This is a genomic window from Mycoplasmopsis sturni DSM 22021 (assembly GCF_000701485.1).
Classification (GTDB): domain Bacteria; phylum Bacillota_I; class Bacilli_A; order Mycoplasmatales; family Metamycoplasmataceae; genus Mycoplasmopsis; species Mycoplasmopsis sturni.
Genome location: NZ_KL370785.1, coordinates 380652 through 399216, shown reverse-complemented (window position 1 = coordinate 399216; position 18565 = coordinate 380652). Strand labels below are relative to the sequence as shown.

The following is an 18565-nucleotide window of genomic DNA, read 5'->3' as shown; positions in this document are numbered from 1 at the left end:
TTTTTATTCTTTTGTGTAAATTTCTTGTAAAATCTTTCAAATTTCTTTGCTTCGATTCTCAATAAATTCATTTCAGTTACTTGGCTGAAGATGATTTAATAAATCATTTCTTTTGCCTTCTGAATCAAATTCTATTTTGAATTGATATTTTAATTGAGAGGTATCACTAGCTATGTTTTTATAAGTTTCTTGCTTGTATTTTTTCTTATCAGAATCAATTTCTTTTTGACTTGGTGCAAAAACATCGTTTTTAATATAGCTATTTTCCGACTTAGGAATAATCAATAAGTTTCCAATTCAGTTAACATTAATGTCTTCTGTAACTTCTTGGTTTTTAAACCCGCTAACAGGGTAAATATGTTCTACTTCAATTGATTTTTTATAATTTGCCTCAATGACATCACATAAACGATTATAGTTGTCAGGATTAAAATCATCTTTGTAATAATTGATCTTAAATTCTTTTTCAATAAAAAGGTACTGATTAATTCTTCTTAATCAAATTTTTGCAGCTTGCGCTTCTTTATCATAAAGAGTTATTGAATTTTCTTTCTTTATTTCTTCTTTAATTTTTGATCAATCTTTTTGAAAAACATTTGCTAATTCTTCTCTTAGTTTTTCTGGAGTATCAATTTCGCTTCTTAAAATCTTTTTGGCAATTTCTACAAATTTATTAGTCAATGATTGACCTTCAAAGTAGATTCATTTTCAGTAAAAAATAAATCTTTCAAGTTCAAAGTATCATTTTTTAGTGCTGTTAATTACTTTTATTGCATCTTCTTTTTTGATTCCTTGATTTGTTTCATTATTATTTTCTGAATAATTTAGAACGTTTAAATGGTCTAAACCAAATTTTAAATAAATAGCTAAAATTACTGGTCTTAAAACATTAAAATTAATTAGTGAATCTATTAAAAATAAAAATGATTCAAAATGCTTTAAATTAGTTGAATGATTTTTGATGCTGGTCATCTTTTTAAAATATTCTGAAGTAAAAAAACTTGATGGTTCTTTTTTCTCGAGATTTAATTTTCCTTTATTTGTTTTACCTCCTAAAAAAATAAATAAATCAGTAATTACCAAGAGGTTATCAATTGCCTTTTTTATACTTGAATTTGATTCTTCAAGCTTATTTTTAATATAGTTATTAATCATATTAAAAATTCATGAGGGGTCTTGATTGTTATTTTGATATTTTTCTTTTAATTCTCATCAGTTTAAAAACTTAACAAACTCTTTTAAATTTTCTGTTTTTTCTATAATTGTTACTTGGTTATTTTTCTTTTTAGGTTCGGTAAATTTATTAATAAAATACTTAAAGAGTTCAATAGAATCTTCTTCATTTTCGTTCTTTTCGTAAGCTAAAGCAAAGACACTACTTTTGAGTAAGTCTAAATTATTTAAAGATTTGCGATATGAATTAATTCTTTGGAATATTTCAAAATCATTTTCACCATTATGAATAGTCTCTGCTATATAAAGTTTATCTAACAGCGAGGATGATATTTCTAAATATTCATTTTGCACTTTTTCATTATCATCTTGTTTGTGTAAATTCTCAAAGTGTTTTTTAATTAAGCTCACAAAATGTTTATAGTTTGAAAAATAAATGGTTTTCTCTGGATCTTGATTATTAAGAATTTCTTTTTCATCAAATTCTTTATTAAATAATTTTTTAATTGATTTTAAGGTTTCACTTTTATCTAGAAGTTCAAAACGTTCAATAATTGGATTGGTTTTAATTAAATCAATAATTCTTTTGTCTATTTTAAGTCCTTTGTAGTTACCATAAACATATAAAGCTAATATAAATAATATTAAGGTAGTAATTCTTTGTTGTCCATCAACAATCTTGAGGTCATTTTTATTTTTGATGTTATCTATAGATAATAAAATTTGCCCTAAATAATGAGCATTATCTTTATTTGATAAATAAATAACATCTTCAAAAAGGTCCTCAACTAATTTAGTATCTCAAATATAAGTTCTTTGATAAAAAGGAACAATGAATTTTCTATTTTGGTTTTCATTTGTTTGAACTTGGCTCAAGAATTCTCAAATATTTTTATTTTTGGTTTCAAAGTTTAATAAAGACTCTTTGTTTGTTTTATTTGAGGAATCGTTTTTTATTTCAATAGGTGTATTTTGAATTCCTTCTTTAATTATTTTGTAGTTATCTATTTCGTCATTCATGCCAAATATTTCGACAAATTTAGATAAAATGGAACGAGTTTTTTCTTCAAATTTTGCTTTACCAACAATATTTTCGATATTTTCCAATAGCTTGATTCAATAATCATTAGATAATGTTCCGTCTTTTTTGAAAACAATTAAAGGGCTTCCTTCTTTTGTTTTAAGTTTTTTTCTAATAGTATGATCGAAGAAAATATTAAAAGAAATTAAATGGCTTTTTATATGGCTTAGTGAAATAAATGAACTAAAAATTGACTTATTTAAGTCTTTACAATTATTTATCTCTTTTAATATTTGTTTTTTAATGTATTCTTCATCTTTTGGTTCTTTTGAATCTTCATCAAAAAAATTTGAACTTGAAAAAGTTTCTAGAAAATTTAAAAATAAATTTATATTTTTTAAAAAAACTTGAAATACATATTTTAATAATTTTTCTTTAATATCTTTTTTCAAATTATTTTTTGTTGTTTCATAATTAGAATCAATTAAATCCTTAATTTCCTTAATAAAATTTATATGTAATCCTATATTGATTAATTTTTTGTTTCCATATAAATTGTATTTAACAACAATTATTTTAAAATGCTCAAAAACATCTATTGCTTGATTAGTGGCTGTGGGTATTAATTCATTTTTATTATTTGAACGTTTTTTTTCGTAAATTTTCAATTGTTCTATACTAATTTCTTCAGTGGTAAACTCTAAGTTATCATAAGTCATAATTTCACTCGTTTTTGTAAAGTCATAACTTTCTTTATTGCTTTTTTTATCGTTATTATTTTCTATTATAAGGTTTCAATAGTATAGTTCTTCTTCAAAATTTTTTTGCTTTATATCAATTAAGTATTTGATAAAAGAATCATTTTCAAATCATTTTAAAACGCCATTTTCAAAATACGTTCAAACATCAGTACCTATTTTTCAAAATTTAAAACCTTTGAGAACTTCTTGGAGTTCTTCAAGTTCAAGAATGTAACTAACTTCTTTTTTTATCATATTTATCCTTTATTTATTCATTTCATCAATTTGATAAATGGTTTCAAAAATACTTTTGAGGACATTTATATCAATTGAGTTTCCTGCTTGTCTTCATAGTTGATTTTTGTTTAATAGTCCAAGATTAATAAGAGGGATTAATTTTTGATAATCACTATCTTCAAAACCCATGATTTTATAAGTTTCTCTTGGAGTTATAAAACGGTACTGAAGATAGTCTTTTTTCTTATGTTTATAAGGTATGTACCCGGCGTTTGGGATTCTATCTTGTTTTGTTGTTAGAGTATTAATTTTATATTCTTTAATTTTGTTGTTGTTTTCGTCAAAAACATTACGACAAACCTTGACAATTTTACGTCTTGAAGGTGTATCTTTAATTAATGATCAAATTGATTCTTGCGGATATAGATCTTTAAAATCAAAAATTTCATAATATTTTTGTTTTGCTTTTTGACCTTTTAAAATTTTATGTTTTGCAAGATTATTGACATATGAAATATATTGATCATCGTTTTTAAAAGGAGTTTTGAGTTCTTTTAAAACACTAATTGCAAACACACGTTCTCTAATTTGCAATGATCCATGATCATATGCATTAAAGACACCAGTAAATGTTTTGTATCCTAATTTTGATAAGAATTTTTTTCAAAGTTTATATTCTGGTGCGTATTTATTTACTAATTGTTTTACATTTTCAAGCAATAAGTATTTTGGTTTATGTTTAGAATTGCTTAAAATTCTGCCTACTTCTCAAATTAAATTGCTAGTACTTTGTTCATTAAATATTCCTTTATCACGGCCCATATTAGCAACAGATAAACCTTGACACGGAAATGAGTATGTTAGCAAGTCAACTTGCATTTGTTCAAGAACTTTTGGATCTAATTGCGTAATATCATTGTAATTATTGGAAATATATTTAGCAGCAGCTAAATATTTTTTATATACAGATTCTTTTGAAGTGATATCTTTAATTGGTTTTTTAGAATCCATTGATATAGTGTTTAATTTTAAAAATAGGTCAATTTCTTCTTGGTTATTTAAATTCGCTTTTTTCAAAATATTTTCAAGTGATTCAGGACCTAATTTATGGTGAATTGCGCTATAAGCCATCATTGCTCCAGCGTCTCAGTCACAAGTTCCGATAACTTTAAAGATTTGTTTGCGATATTTTTTGTTTACATATTTGGCACTTTTATGTTGAGCTCCGATTCCTGAAAAAGTTTCTAAAATTCTAATTTTAGGCATAAAAAAGTAAAACAGATCTAATCTGCTTTACTTTTTAAAAAAATTAAATAAGGAATCTAGAACTTTGTTAAAGTGCTTACGCATATATATATATATATATATTAAATATGAACAGGGTGTTTTTTCTTTTTAGAGTATTGAACATAGTTTTTTTATTATACTGTATATAACTAAAATTATGGAATAATGTTATGTTAACGATGAAGATGTGAAGGTTAAATAAAAGACTTTAATTGCGGAACCAAATATTTGGCCTTATTATTTTTGAATTAAAGCAACTTTGCTGTAACAATAAAACAAAAACAATCAACAAACTTGTTGATTGTTTTTTAAATTAATGTATTTTTTACAAAAATTTGATTTTTAGATAAATAAGCAAAATGATCCAATACTTAAAAGCAAGAAGGTAACATAAAAAATAAATAATTGAACTATTGAATTTCTTTGAAAAATACTTACAAAAATGATATGACTCATAGCAAAGGAGGGACAAATTTTACATTAATTTAGTATCTAAAAAAGGTTATGATAATAGATATATGCAAATTAAAGAAAAACTAAATATATTTTGAATTCGAAACGATTTAAGAATTGATGATAATTTTGGGCTTTATGAAGCTATTTTAAATTCTAAAAAGCTTAATTTACCGTTGGTTTTGATTTTTCATATTAATGATGAACAAACCCAAAATTTAGACTTATCTGGCAAATATTTCTTTTCAAGAGTTAAAAACTTTTTTGATTACCTTGAAGATTTAAATATTTCAATTTATGTTTTTCAAGCAAACTTAGAAGTTGCGCTTGAAGAAATTACTAACACTTTTACTAATATCAATGAAGTTTTTTTAAATTTTAACCAAGCATATGGAGCTCATCAAAGAGACATTTTTATTAATCGCTATTTTCAAGATAAACAAATCAAAGTATTTAATGCACTAGATAAACATTTTAAGGAAGCTCGAACTATTTTGAATCAAAACAATCAACCGTATAAAGTTTTTAGTGCATATGCACGAGCTTGATTTAAATCTTTAAATACAGGGGCAAAACCTTTTGAAATTAATATTAAAGACTTGCAGAGAGTATCACTTGATTTTCCAAGTAACTATAAGCAATTTTCATTAATTAAAAACTTTGATGGCAAGAAGATAATTTTTGATAATGCTATTGAAGAATTTAAACAATGAATTATCGTAAATTATGATCAGTATCACCAGTTACATAATCAAGCATTTATTCAAACAAGTCAACTTTCTCCACTTTTAGCAAATGGAATAATAGGGATAAGAAGAGTTATTAATTTAATTCCTCAAAATAATCTTTTAGATAATCAAGGTTTTCTTTGAGAATTGGCTTGAAGAGATTTTTATAATATGGTTGCTTATTTTAATCCTGATTCAAATAAGCAAGAAATTTTGAGACAATTTATTGGTTTAGAATTTGAAAATAATGCTAATTTTATTCAAGCATGAAAAAATGCAACAACTGGTTATCCTATTGTTGATGCCTCAATGCGACAGTTAAATGCAACAGGAGAGTTATCAAGTCGTTTAAGAATGGTTGTAGCCAGTTTTTTAATTAAGGATCTTCTTGTGGATTGAAAAATTGGTGAAGAATACTTTAGTCAAAAACTTATTGATTATTATGCATCCGCTAATGTTTTAAATTGACAATGGTGTGCTTCTACAGGAATTGATGCGTCTCCTTATTTTCGGATTTTTAATCCAACTTTACAGTCACAAAAATTTGACAAAAACGGAACATTTATTCGCTATTGATTACCTGAATTAGCTCAATTACCAGATAAATTTATTCATGAACCATGAAAAATGAGCTTAGAAGAACAAAACAAATTCCATTGTATTTTAGGAAAAGATTACCCAAAGCCAATTGTCGATCATCAAGTGCAAAAAATGAAAGTTTTGCATTTATATAGAAAGAATTAAATTCACTTCCATAGCGTAAATAGCTTGAATTTAATATAATATAAATTATGTACAAGAAAGAAAAAATTAAAATAGTTATTTTAACAATATTTACCTTTGGTCTTATTTGATTAAAATGAAATAAACAAAAAAAACATCAAAAAAATACTATTTATCAAGTCGATAAATTACCGTTTAAAAAAGCAGCTTTAATTGAAGCGCTTGGCGGAAAAGAAAACATTAATGATGTTCAATTAACTCCGTCTCGAGTTAATGTCATTTGTAAAGATACAAAAATAGTTAATCTTGAGCAAATTAAAAACCTTAAAGGTATTACAGGTATTTTTGTTTCTAGTTCCAAAGTTTCACTTATTTTGGGGGAATTTGCCAAAAAAACTTATGACGCCTTAATAAAGGACTAGATTATGGAAAAATATAAAACAATTTTAGATAATTTAATTGATGTCAACACTAATGATTCTTGCTTCTTTACGAATTTTCAAGTAGATAAAAACCTAGACAAACCAAAATTCTTTGATCTTTATCAACTTTTTGGTGAAAGAACTTTTTATAATGTTCTCTCACAAGAAAATTTCCAAATTAGCTTAAATGAGCAAACGCTCTTTCAAACATATCAAAGAATCGAGTTGACAAACTCAGAAAAAGAGCTTGTAAGAATTGTTGATGAACTTAAGGATTCAGAAATTCTTTTTGATAAGGCTTTTTACAGTATCTTAGAAAATAACCATATTGAATTTATCGATAAAAAGAATCAAATCTTAGAAAAATTGCAAGCTAAGGTTCAACTTTCAATTCAAAGATGGATCAAATTGAAAGACTATTCAAATTCCTTTTTGGAAGAAACTAATACTTGACCTCTTCATATTGGGACTTTATTTGTCTCTTTAAAATATCAAGATAAAGAGATTTATGCTCCATTACTTTTTAAAGAAGTTAAGATTGATATTAATGGCGGAAAACCAATTTTAAGAAGTGAAGGAGAAATTAAGGTTAATGATAAATTGATCTTTTTTCTCAATAATAATGGATTTGCCTTTAATTTAAATGATGATCTAGATTCATATTCTTTTAATAAGGTTATTGATCATTTAAGATTTAAATGAAAAGATATTTATCAAATCCCAACAAGTTTACTTGGTCCATTTAAACACTTTGCAAAAAGTGATATCCAAAATAATAATGTTAAATTTCATATTGGAGCAGTGCTTGGGATTTTTCAACCTAGTGGAGGTTACGCACGTAGTAGAATGAAGCAAATTATCCAAAATGGAGAACTTGATTCCATTTTGGATATTAGTATCGATAAAAATGTTTACGTTGATACAATTAACGAAAAAATTTTTAACAAAAACATAGCTTTATTTAGACTTACGCCATCAAATTTATCACAAGATAAGGCAACTATTTCGGCTCTTAATCAACATACAATTATTTGAGGGCCTCCTGGAACTGGTAAGTCGCAAACAATTGTTAATATTTTAGCTAATATATTGATTTTTAATAAAACTGCAATTGTGGGTTCACAAAAGAAAATTGCTCTTGAAGTATTAAAGAAAAGATTAGGAGAATTGTCTATTTTTGGTCTTTTTATGCTTAATTTCAAAAAAGAAACCAAGAAGAATTTTTATCAACCAATTAAAGAATATATTGATTTACTTGAACATCATAGGATCAATGATAAAGTTAAAGTAACCAAAATGATCGAACAAGTTGAAGAGGATTTTGTAAAGCAATGTTCTTTTCTTTTTGAAAACAAAGAGATCCGTGATGCTCTTGAAGCTATTTATTACTTAGCAGCTTTTAAAGATGATTATCAAGGACTTAAGGACATTTTATATGTTACATCACTTCCAAAAGATTTAATTTATCCAGAGAGAATTAATCAAGGTTTTTTTGCTAAAGAACTTTTACAAAGCAATAATTCCAAAATTATCTTTACCAAGAAATATCGTGAGTTAAAGGAACTTGGTAGAAAAATTGACAAAGAAATGCATTATTTCAAAGGAAATTTAAGGACCTTAGTTAAGAAGTTTAGTAAGTTTGTTAATTTTGATCTTGCTAAGCCTAATCCGGATAATGTTTTATATAAGCTTAATCAATTAAAAGAGTTGGCAGACCAAATTAATTGAGATCTTAAAATGGTTGAGCAAAAAGTTCTTCGTGAGATGATTATGAATCGAATTGCTTTGAAATTACACAAATTTGAAGCATCTCAAAAAAGAGAATACCAAGAATTTAGTGCTTCAGTTAGAGCGAGAAATTTAAAACCAACAAAATTTCTTAAAAAGTATAGCAATATTATTAAAGAGATCTATCCAATGGTGATTTCCACTCCTGATGCGGATTTATCAATGTGAGAAAAGGAAGAGTTTGATTATGCTATTTTAGATGAATCTAGTCAAATTTTCATTGAAAACGGACTAACATTTTTATATTTAGCAAAAACCAAAATTCTTTCTGGAGACCCAAAGCAAATGAGACCAAGTAACTGGTTTGGAGCCCGTTTAACTGATGAAACGTTATACGGAACAATTGAATCCATGCTTGATTATGGTTTATCTCTTGGAATGCATTCTGTGCTTTTAGATAAGAACTATAGATCGAGTTATGCTTCATTAATGACCTTCTCAAGCAAAAATTTTTATCAATCTAAGTTAGATGTGGTTAACTCAGCAACTAATACTGATGATAATCCAATTGAGGTATTTGAAGTTAACGGTGTTTGACAAGATCACAAAAATTTAGTTGAAAGCCAATTAGCGCTTCGTCTTACTGATGAAAATCTCGATAAATACGATAAAATCATTCTTCTATCTTTTAATGTTAAACAAGCTGATTTTTTACTTGATTCAATTTACAATGGATATGATAGGTTATTATTAGCTTATCAAAACGGTAAGCTAATGATTAAAAACCTTGAAAATATTCAAGGTGATGAGGCAGATTTAGTAATTATGACAGTAGCTTATGATAAGCACACTAAATTAAACTCAACTTATGTAGCAAAACAAGGCGGAATGAATGCTTTAAATGTTGCTATTACAAGAGCTAAAGAAAAAATGATAGTAATTAAAACTATAAAAGCTGATGAAGTTATGATTTCTGAAAATTCATCCGAAGATTTACGAATATTTAAATCATGGCTAAGTTTTTTAGAATCATCATCAGAAAAGAAGTTAAATTTATTAAATGAATCATTTATTAGAAGTGGCCAAAAAGCCAAAAACAATGAAGCACGAAAATGATTTGAAAAAATTATGATTGATGCTTTTAGACATAAATTTGACCGACCTGGGTTTGATGTTTTTAGACAATATTCGGTTGGCTCAATAAATATAGATTTTGTTATAACCTTTAATAACGTGCCTTATAAATCAATTATTTTAGATTTATTTGAGTACGAAAATGGTCTTTCAGGATATGCAGAACTAAAAGATAAAATTCGTTTTTTAAAATCCAAACAATATGATGTTGTTGTAGTTAATCCGCTTAATTTTCCCGAAATTTTTAAAGAAATGGACCAATGATTAAAAATTGATGTCTTAAGTCAATTTAAAGAAGAGACTAAATTAATCGAAACAAGCTATTTTGATTTAAACGATATCAACCAAACATCTATTATTCACGAAATTAAATAAAGTAGAGTTTTTTATGAAAGAAACAGTATTATTCAAATATCTATCTAGTGATGCTAAATTACGGATTATTGTGCATTTATACATGTGCAATAAAGCCGAATGTAACGTTCAAACATTAAGCAAGATTTTAAGCCTTAAACAAGCTAATTTGTCAAAGCATTTAGCATCTTTGCGTAATGCCAATATTGTAAAAACTAAAACAGAAGGTATTTTTTCATATTACCAATTAAGCAAAACATTTTGTTCTAAATATCACACAATTTTAGATTGATTAGTTAAACAACCAAAATTAGAAAAATATGCTTGCTCTTGCAATGATTTGCATGTGCATTCTCACTAAAAATAAGCAACCTTTCATGGTTGCTTATTTATTGCTTTTTCGCATTGATTCGTCAATTCTTGCTTTCTGATAAAAATGATATAATAAAATATATATTTTATTATAAAAATAATTACTTAAAAGGACGCATTATGGCTGAAAAAAAGAAAGTTAATGAAGAAGAATTAAAAGTAACTCTAGAAGAAGACCAAGAGTATGATTATGAAGAAAATAACCGCATGGTTTTTCGAAAAAAAGCACAACCTAAAGTTGATTTTGATGAAGTAGAAGAAGAAGCTCCACAAGATAAAGACGAGTATCAAGTTCAATCTCAAATTATAGAGGAACCCACTGAAGGAGTTTCTCCAATTTCAGTTGATAATGAAATGCGTACTTCATTTTTAGAATATGCAATGAGTGTAATTGTTTCACGGGCATTACCAGATGCGCGTGATGGTCTTAAACCTGTTCATAGAAGAATTTTATATGATATGAGCGAACTAGGCATTACACCAGGAAGTCAACACCGTAAAAGTGCCAGAATAGTTGGGGATGTACTTGGGAAGTATCACCCTCATGGTGATTCATCTGTGTATGAAGCCATGGTAAGAATGGCTCAAGATTTTTCAATGCGTTATCCCCTTGTGGATGGACATGGAAACTTTGGTTCAATTGATGGTGATGAAGCAGCGGCAATGCGTTATACAGAAGCAAGAATGTCAAAGGTTGCTTCTGAAATGCTTGAAGGAATTAAGAAAAATACTGTTGATTTTGTCGATAACTATGATGGAAGTGAAAAAGAACCTTCAATTCTTCCTTCGAGATTCCCTAACCTTCTAGTTTCAGGGGCCACCGGAATTGCTGTGGGAATGGCAACAGAAATTCCTCCTCATAATCTTACTGAAGCAATTGATGCTACAATAGCACTTGCTAAAAATCCTCAAATTAATACCCGTGAACTTATGGAATACATTAAAGGTCCTGATTTCCCAACGGGAGCTACTATCTTAGGTACAAAAGGTATTTATGATGCTTATGAAACTGGTAAAGGAAAAATTCCGGTTCGTTCAAATTGCACCGTTAAAGAATTAAGTAATGGAAAAGCTAAAATTATTATTACTGAAATCCCTTACGCAATCAAAAAGACATCCATTGTTCAAAAAATAGCAGAGCTACACAAAGATAAAGTTATCGAAGGTATTTCTGATTTACGTGATGAATCTAACCGTGAAGGAATTCGGATTGTTATTGATGTTAAAAAAGGACACAACCCTTATGTTCTTTTAAATAAACTTTATCAAAAATCATATTTACAAACTAACTTCAACGTAAATATGGTAGCTTTAGTTAATGGTGAGCCCAAGCTTTTAAATTTAAAGGAAGCATTAAATGTTTACTTAGATCACCAAAAAAGAGTTGTTACTAGAAGATTGCAATATGATCTTAATGAAGCGGAAGCTAGAGTACATATTTTAGAAGGGCTAAAAATTGCTATCCAAAATATTGATGAAGTTGTAGCAATGATCCGTTCAAGTAAAACTGACGCTGAAGCGCAAGCTAAATTAGCTGAGAAATTCAACTTAAGTGAAAAACAAACCGAAGCCATTTTAAATATGAGTTTAAGACGTTTAACCGGACTAAACTATGAGAAGATGAACAAAGAAATTGAAGAGCTTAATAAAGAAATTCTTTACTTAAAAGAAATTTTAGCTAGCGAAGAAAAACTTATTGACTTAATTGTTGAAGAATTAGAAGATATCAAAAAAAGATTCGGAGATAAAAGAAGAACATATATTGACTCATCAGCAATTGCTAATATTTCAGAAGAAGACTTAATTGCTCAGGAAGAAATTGTTATTACAAGTAGTGTTAACGGGTATGTTAAACGTGTTCCATTAGAAGAATACAATACTCAAAAACGTGGTGGAGTAGGTTCAAAAACAATGAAGACTTACTCAGATGACGATATTAATACAATTATTCAAACAAATACCCATACAGACTTAATGCTTTTTTCAAATAAAGGAAAAGCATATAAAATTCGAGCACATGAAATTCCACAAGGTTCTAAACAATCAAAAGGAATTCCTTTTATTAACATTATTCCTAATTTAGATGTGCAAAATAACGAAAGAATTATTTCGATGTTAGATATTCCTAATTATGAAGAAGATTTATATTTAGCAACTGTTACTAAATCAGGAATTATTAAAAAAACACAGCTTTCAGCTTTTGAAAAAATTAGAAGAAATGGAATTAATGCTTTTGGACTTCATGAAGGTGATGAGTTAGTTAGAGCATTTATCGTTGCTGATGAGGATTTAATTCTTATTGCCAACAATGATAAAAACATCATTAAATTTCATGCTTCGCAAGTGCGTCCAATGGGAAGAAATGCTCATGGTGTTAAGGGTATCACCTTAGAAGAAAACCAATATGTTATTTCTGCTTCATCAAGTAAAGATGGTGAATTCATTCTTTCGCTAGGTTCGCTAGGATTTGGAAAATTAACTTTACAAGATGAATATCGGCTAACTAATCGTGGTGCCAAAGGTGTTTCTGGTATTAATTCTCAAAAAGCCGGAAAATTAGTGTTTGCTCGGTTTATCGATAAAAATGATGAATTAATTATCATCACTTCATCAGGAATTACTATAAGAACCAAAGTCAGTCAAATTGCACAAGCTTCAAGAAATACTAAAGGGGTTAAAATCATTAACCTTAAAGATGGTGATGAAATTGTTGCGGTTGATGTGATTAAACCTTCAAATCAGGAAGATAATCAACAAGAAGAATAAGCAAGCCGAACCGTTTATAAATAGCTTATTTAATGGATAAAAAAAGACCAAGTTATTTGACTTGGTCTTTTAATTTTTGTAATGCTTCTATTTCTTTATTTGTTAAATATCTTCATTGTCCGGTTTCTAAAGTAGGATCCAACTTTAAGTTTCCAAAACTAATACGTTTTAGATAAGTAACTTTTAAACCAACTTTTTCGTACATTCTTTTAACTTGGTGAAAAATCCCGCTATAAATTGTTAAATAAGAAGTAAAATCATCAATTTTCTGAAAATCACCATAGTATAGAGTCCCTTGTAAATCAATTCCGTTTTTAAAAATATCAACTAAATTATTATTCACTGCTTTATCTGTTTGAACATAATATGTTTTAGGAATGTGTTTTTTACCATTTAAAAGTGAAAATCCTAAAATCCCATCATTAGAGCATACTAGTAATCCTTCAGTATCGCGATCTAATCTACCTCAATGAGTTAAATCTTTAGGAATCATAGGGCCAGTTACTAAATCCATTACTGCAGGTGCTTTATAACTTTTATTTGCAGTTAAATAACCAGCTGGCTTATTTAACATAATATAAGTGTATTTGTTTTTGCTAATTTCTTGATTGAAAATCGATACTTTATCTTCTTCTTTAACTAATACCTTGGCTTTGGTTGGTAAATTATTAAGTAAAACATCACCTTTTTGAATTAATTGCTTAATTTCTTTGCGAGTATATGATGTTCTTTGGCTAATAAATTTATCTACTCTTTCCATTTTATTGAGATCTCCTAATTAAGTACTCAAGTTTTTCGACCTTATCGGGATAGTTTTCAAAATTAGCAATTGCTAAAAATTCATTATATACTCACGATTTTAGCATTGAATCTGTTAATTCGGCATATGTTTTATTTAAGTTTTGATTAACATAAAGCTTTAAAGTTAGAAAATAAATTACATTTGGATGAAGATTTTCTAACAATTCTTCATTTTCTTTAACGATGGATTCTACATCTGATAAGGTTTTTACCAAAATTTGATCTTGAACGTTTTGAAAACGTTCAAAACTAATTTCGCCTAAAAATTCATTAATTAAAATTTGAACCTGCCCTAGTGTAGGTTTTTCTAAATTTTGTATTTTATTATGAAAGGCTTCTAATTTTGTTTTTGGAATATCAAAGGAAGTAATTCAATTGTATTCATTGTTTTCGAAATTAGTTTTTTTAACAATGGAATCTAAAGTATTTTGAATTAGTGTATCTAGTGAGTTTTGCGAATATTCATAAGCTATTTTTGAATAATTTTCATATGATACAATCTTAATGTTGTCGGTTACAATGTTGTAATTATAATTATTTAAGCATTGTGCATCAGGGATTTTTTGTGAGGAACGAACATAGTGATTGTGTCATAGTGGTATTTTTTTAAATCCATCAATTTCATAAAATTGAGGAAATGTTGCGGTGCGCCCTTTGATTTTTCATTGAACACCAATTTCTGCTTTAGTATTACCTACTTGTTGATAAACTGACAATATAGTTCCAACAAGTTCGACACGATTTTGATTACTGTGAATGTTATTGACATAAAAATCATTCATGCAATCAAGTGCTTCGGCGGTATAGTCACTTAAACTTGATTTAGAATCAGGTAACTTAACTTTTGGTTTTTTGATTTCTAATGGTGTATTATTTAGAACTAAAGTAATTAATTCAAGATCTTTTAAACTTGATTTTTGAGGATCTTCTTGCTTGGTTGTACAACTTACAGATACAAAAGTGACGCCAGCAATACTTAAAGGGATTAAGGATTTTCAGAACTTTCTTTTCATGTTTTTAATTATAAATAATTAAAATAGTTTTATTTAATAAATTCATTATAATGTTTTCATTTTGATTTTGTTAAAATCCAGAACTATTCCAATTAATCAATATTAAAGTTTTAACTATCAAAAGCTAGGTCCATATAGACGGTATTTTTAATTTTTCAAACTTTATTTTTTGATCTAAATTACTATCTTTTCATTTCATTTTTTTATATTTTTATTTTATAATGTATTAGCAACCACAAAATCTTGTGGCAATTTTATATAGTAGCATAGAGAAAATGGTAGCGTGACTGCTATGACCATTGCCAACCTATTTAATTAGGTGGAGTGTCAGGGAAGTAATTCCAACATGCTTTACTTTTTGTAAACATAATCATTCTCTCTTTGCTCCAACAAAGGAGATTTTTTTATGAGAAAATTATTTACAAGTGAATCAGTAGGTCGTGGACATCCAGACAAAGTTTGCGATCAAATTTCTGATGCAATTTTAGATGCTTACTTAAAATTAGATTCAAAAGCTAAGGTAGCCGTGGAAACGTTAGCTTCTGGGCATATGATTGTTATTGCCGGAGAAGTTAATTCTAAATTCGATATTGATATTATCGATATTGCTAAAAATATTCTAAAAGAACTTGGATACTATTCAAGTAAAACCAGCATTATTGTTGATATTAAAGAACAATCACAAGATATTCACCAAGGAGTTGAACTTAAAACTAAATCAGGAAATGAAGAAATTGGGGCAGGTGACCAAGGACTTATGTTTGGTTATGCAACCAATGAAACACCTGAATATATGCCTTTACCAATTATGGTTGCTCATGCTATTGTTAAAAGAGCAGAAACTCTTAGACAAAGTGGCGATTTTCTTTGAGCTAAGGCAGACATGAAAAGTCAGGTAACTTTAGATTATACAGATCCTGAAAAAACAAGTGTAGATACTATTTTATTTAGTATTCAACACTCAGCAAAATATGATAAAGAGAAATTTCAGGAATTTATTAAACAAGAGGTTATTAAACCAGTTTTAGAACGCTATAACCTTAATTGACCAAAGAAACTTTTAATTAATCCAACTGGTAACTTTGTTATTGGAGGACCAATTGGTGATACTGGACTTACTGGAAGAAAAATTATCGTAGATACATATGGTGGATGAGCAAGACATGGTGGAGGAGCTTTCTCTGGTAAAGACGCTACTAAAGTTGATCGTTCAGCCGCTTATGCAGCAAGATGAGTAGCTAAAAATCTTGTAGCAGCTGGAGTAGCTGATCAAGTAGAAATTCAAATTGCTTATTCTATTGGAGTGGCTCAACCTGTTTCAATTAATGTAAATACTTTTGGAACAAATAAATATGATGAATCATTAATTGAAAAAGCAGTTTTAGAATTATTTGATCTTACACCAAAAGGAATTATTGAATCACTTGATTTACAAAAGCCGATTTATAGAGCAACTTCATACTATGGGCATTTTGGAAGAAACGAACCAGGGTTTACCTGAGAATTACTCAACAAGGTAGAAGAAATCAAAGAATTTATTAACAAACACAAAAACTAAAGTTTTCTTTATGTTTTTGTTAAGTTTAAAAACTTAGTGAATAAATAAGATAAACAAAAAAATGCAGGAATGCATTTTTTTCTTTTTTTAATATCCACCTTTTGATGCTTCACCTTTAACAATAGCAACTGAACGAGAAGTACCAAAACGAGTAGCTCCTTCGTTGTACATTGAGATTAAATCGTCCATGCTTGAAATTCCACCAGCTGCTTTAATTTGGATCTTATCTCCAACAACATTTTTCATAATTTTGATATCTTCAAGGTTAGCACCACGATAACTGAAACCTGTTGAGGTTTTAACAAATTCAGCACCAGACTTTAGAACAATTTCGGTAGCTTTTCTGATTTCATCATTAGTTAATAAAGCTGTTTCGATAATAACTTTTAAAATATGGTTGCCGCAAGCTTCTTTGACTTTTTTAATGTCATTTAAAACATATTCGTAGTCACCTTGTTTAAAGCGTCCGATATTAATTACCATATCAATTTCGTTAGCTCCGTGATCAATTGCTAATTTAGTTTCAAAAGCTTTTGCTTGAGTAATCATAGCCCCAAGAGGAAAACCAACTACTGATGTAATTTCGATATCAGTTCCTTTAAGTTTTTCGTGAACATATTTAACTCATGATGAATTAACGCACACAGTTTTAAAACCATATTCTTTGGCTTCTTGGATTAATTTATCAATGTCTTTGGTGGTAGCCTCTGCTTTTAAAAGAGTATGGTCAATCATTTTGTTATAGTTCATTTTATCTCCTATTTTAGCTTATCTAAGATAATTTTATTATCAATTGGTGTTTCATTAAATTTATAAGCCAATTTGAGTTCTTCGATAAGATTTTCATCAATTGGATTTGATGAGTATAAGGTAAATAAAGTTTCACCTTTATTTACCAATTCATTGGTTTTTTTATTAAGAGTAATTCCGGCTTCAAAGTCAATTGAATCTTCTTTGGTTTTTCTTCCGGCTCCTAATTTCATTGAAACAATTCCAAAAGTTAAAGCATCGAAAATTTCTAGGTATCCTTGTTTTTCTGATTTTACTTCTAATTTGTATTTAGGATTTCAAAAGCGAGGATCTTGTATAGCTTTGATATCTCCGCCTTGAAGTTGAACAAATTCATAAAATTTTTCTAATGCTTTACCGTTTTGGATTACTTCTTGAACCATTGCGTGGGCTTCTTGGTGATTTGAAGCGATTTTAGCTTGTTCTAAGATAGTAGCGCATGATGAAAATACCAATTCATTAAAATCATCTGGACCTTGACCTTTTAAGGTTGCAATAGCTTCGAGAACTTCGTTTTTATTACCGATTTCACGACCAATTGGTCTTGACATATTAGTAATTTCAGCTCTTACATCAACATTAAGTTCTTTTCCGATGTTAATCATTGTGGTAGCTAGTTCTTTTGCTGATTTGTAGTCTTTCATGAAAGCTCCATTACCACATTTTACATCAAGTAAAATGGCATCTGATCCTGTAGCTAATTTTTTAGACATGATACTTGATGCAATTAGAGGAATACTTTCAACAGTTGCTGTAACATCTCTAAGAGCATAAAGTTTTTTATCAGCAGGAACAAGCGATTCACTTTGTCCAATTATTGCAATTTTATGATTTTTAACTTGTTCTTTAAATTGTTCCTCTGTCAATTCAACTTTAAATCCCGGGATTGATTCGAGTTTGTCAATTGTTCCACCGGTGTGACCCAATCCTCTACCAGACATCTTAGCCACTGGAGCACCAAGGGCTGCAACAATAGGGGCTACCGATAAGGTGGTTTTATCACCAATTCCACCAGTAGAATGTTTATCCACTTTAATACCGGGTATGGTTGATAAATCCATTATATCACCTGAATACATCATGTATTTAGTCATTTGAGCAATTTCTCTAGGGTTCATTGAATTAAAAACAACGGCCATCAAAAAAGCACTCATTTGGTAGTCTGGCACTTTACCAGCTACATATGAATTAATTAGGAATTTAATTTCTTCATTTGTTAATTCGTGGTTGTGTCTTTTTTTGTCAATAATATCAACTACACGCATA

Annotated in this window: 12 protein-coding genes; 6 read left to right on the top strand and 6 right to left on the bottom strand. The window is 28.3% G+C overall.

Annotated features, from left to right (window positions below; all coding sequences use genetic code 4):
• Positions 1 to 3: 3 nt before the first annotated feature.
• Both Q349_RS03140 and dcm read right to left on the bottom strand, forming a co-directional pair.
• Complete coding sequence (locus tag Q349_RS03140) at positions 4 to 3189, bottom strand: DUF262 domain-containing protein (RefSeq protein WP_036464946.1); 3186 nt, start codon at positions 3187 to 3189, stop codon at positions 4 to 6.
• Positions 3190 to 3198: 9 nt separating this feature from the next.
• A complete protein-coding gene (gene dcm, locus Q349_RS03135; RefSeq protein WP_036464945.1) occupies positions 3199 to 4437 on the bottom strand; it encodes a DNA (cytosine-5-)-methyltransferase in 1239 nt (412 codons plus the stop codon).
• Between the two features lie 539 nt (positions 4438 to 4976).
• On the opposite strand from dcm, the gene Q349_RS03330 reads away from it, so the two are divergent.
• The 5 genes from Q349_RS03330 to gyrA all read left to right on the top strand — a co-directional run bounded on the left by Q349_RS03330 (position 4977) and on the right by gyrA (position 13138).
• Positions 4977 to 6383, top strand: a complete 1407-nt coding sequence (locus Q349_RS03330; RefSeq protein ID WP_051616805.1) for a cryptochrome/photolyase family protein — start codon at positions 4977 to 4979, stop codon at positions 6381 to 6383.
• A gap of 47 nt (positions 6384 to 6430) precedes the next feature.
• Positions 6431 to 6784, top strand: a complete 354-nt coding sequence (locus Q349_RS03125) for a PTS sugar transporter subunit IIB (protein WP_036464944.1) — start codon at positions 6431 to 6433, stop codon at positions 6782 to 6784.
• A 3-nt stretch (positions 6785 to 6787) separates the two neighbouring features.
• On the top strand, positions 6788 to 10021 hold the full coding sequence (locus Q349_RS03120) for a DEAD/DEAH box helicase (RefSeq protein ID WP_051616803.1): 3234 nt from the start codon (positions 6788 to 6790) through the stop codon (positions 10019 to 10021).
• A 13-nt stretch (positions 10022 to 10034) separates the two neighbouring features.
• A complete protein-coding gene (locus tag Q349_RS03115; protein ID WP_036464943.1) occupies positions 10035 to 10361 on the top strand; it encodes a metalloregulator ArsR/SmtB family transcription factor in 327 nt (108 codons plus the stop codon).
• 131 nt (positions 10362 to 10492) lie between these two features.
• On the top strand, positions 10493 to 13138 hold the full coding sequence (gene gyrA / locus Q349_RS03110) for a DNA gyrase subunit A (RefSeq protein WP_036464942.1): 2646 nt from the start codon (positions 10493 to 10495) through the stop codon (positions 13136 to 13138).
• Between the two features lie 52 nt (positions 13139 to 13190).
• Here the strand turns inward: gyrA and Q349_RS03105 are convergent, their stop codons facing one another.
• Both Q349_RS03105 and Q349_RS03100 read right to left on the bottom strand, forming a co-directional pair.
• Positions 13191 to 13898, bottom strand: a complete 708-nt coding sequence (locus Q349_RS03105; RefSeq protein ID WP_036464934.1) for a pseudouridine synthase — start codon at positions 13896 to 13898, stop codon at positions 13191 to 13193.
• 1 nt (position 13899) lies between these two features.
• On the bottom strand, positions 13900 to 14952 hold the full coding sequence (locus Q349_RS03100; protein WP_036464933.1) for a hypothetical protein: 1053 nt from the start codon (positions 14950 to 14952) through the stop codon (positions 13900 to 13902).
• Positions 14953 to 15358: 406 nt separating this feature from the next.
• On the opposite strand from Q349_RS03100, the gene metK reads away from it, so the two are divergent.
• On the top strand, positions 15359 to 16510 hold the full coding sequence (metK, locus tag Q349_RS03095; protein WP_036464931.1) for a methionine adenosyltransferase: 1152 nt from the start codon (positions 15359 to 15361) through the stop codon (positions 16508 to 16510).
• Between the two features lie 87 nt (positions 16511 to 16597).
• On the opposite strand, the gene deoC is transcribed toward metK, so the two are convergent.
• Positions 16598 to 17260, bottom strand: a complete 663-nt coding sequence (gene deoC / locus Q349_RS03090) for a deoxyribose-phosphate aldolase (protein WP_036464929.1) — start codon at positions 17258 to 17260, stop codon at positions 16598 to 16600.
• Between the two features lie 8 nt (positions 17261 to 17268).
• Complete coding sequence (locus tag Q349_RS03085) at positions 17269 to 18564, bottom strand: pyrimidine-nucleoside phosphorylase (RefSeq protein ID WP_036464926.1); 1296 nt, start codon at positions 18562 to 18564, stop codon at positions 17269 to 17271.
• Position 18565 lies beyond the last annotated feature (1 nt).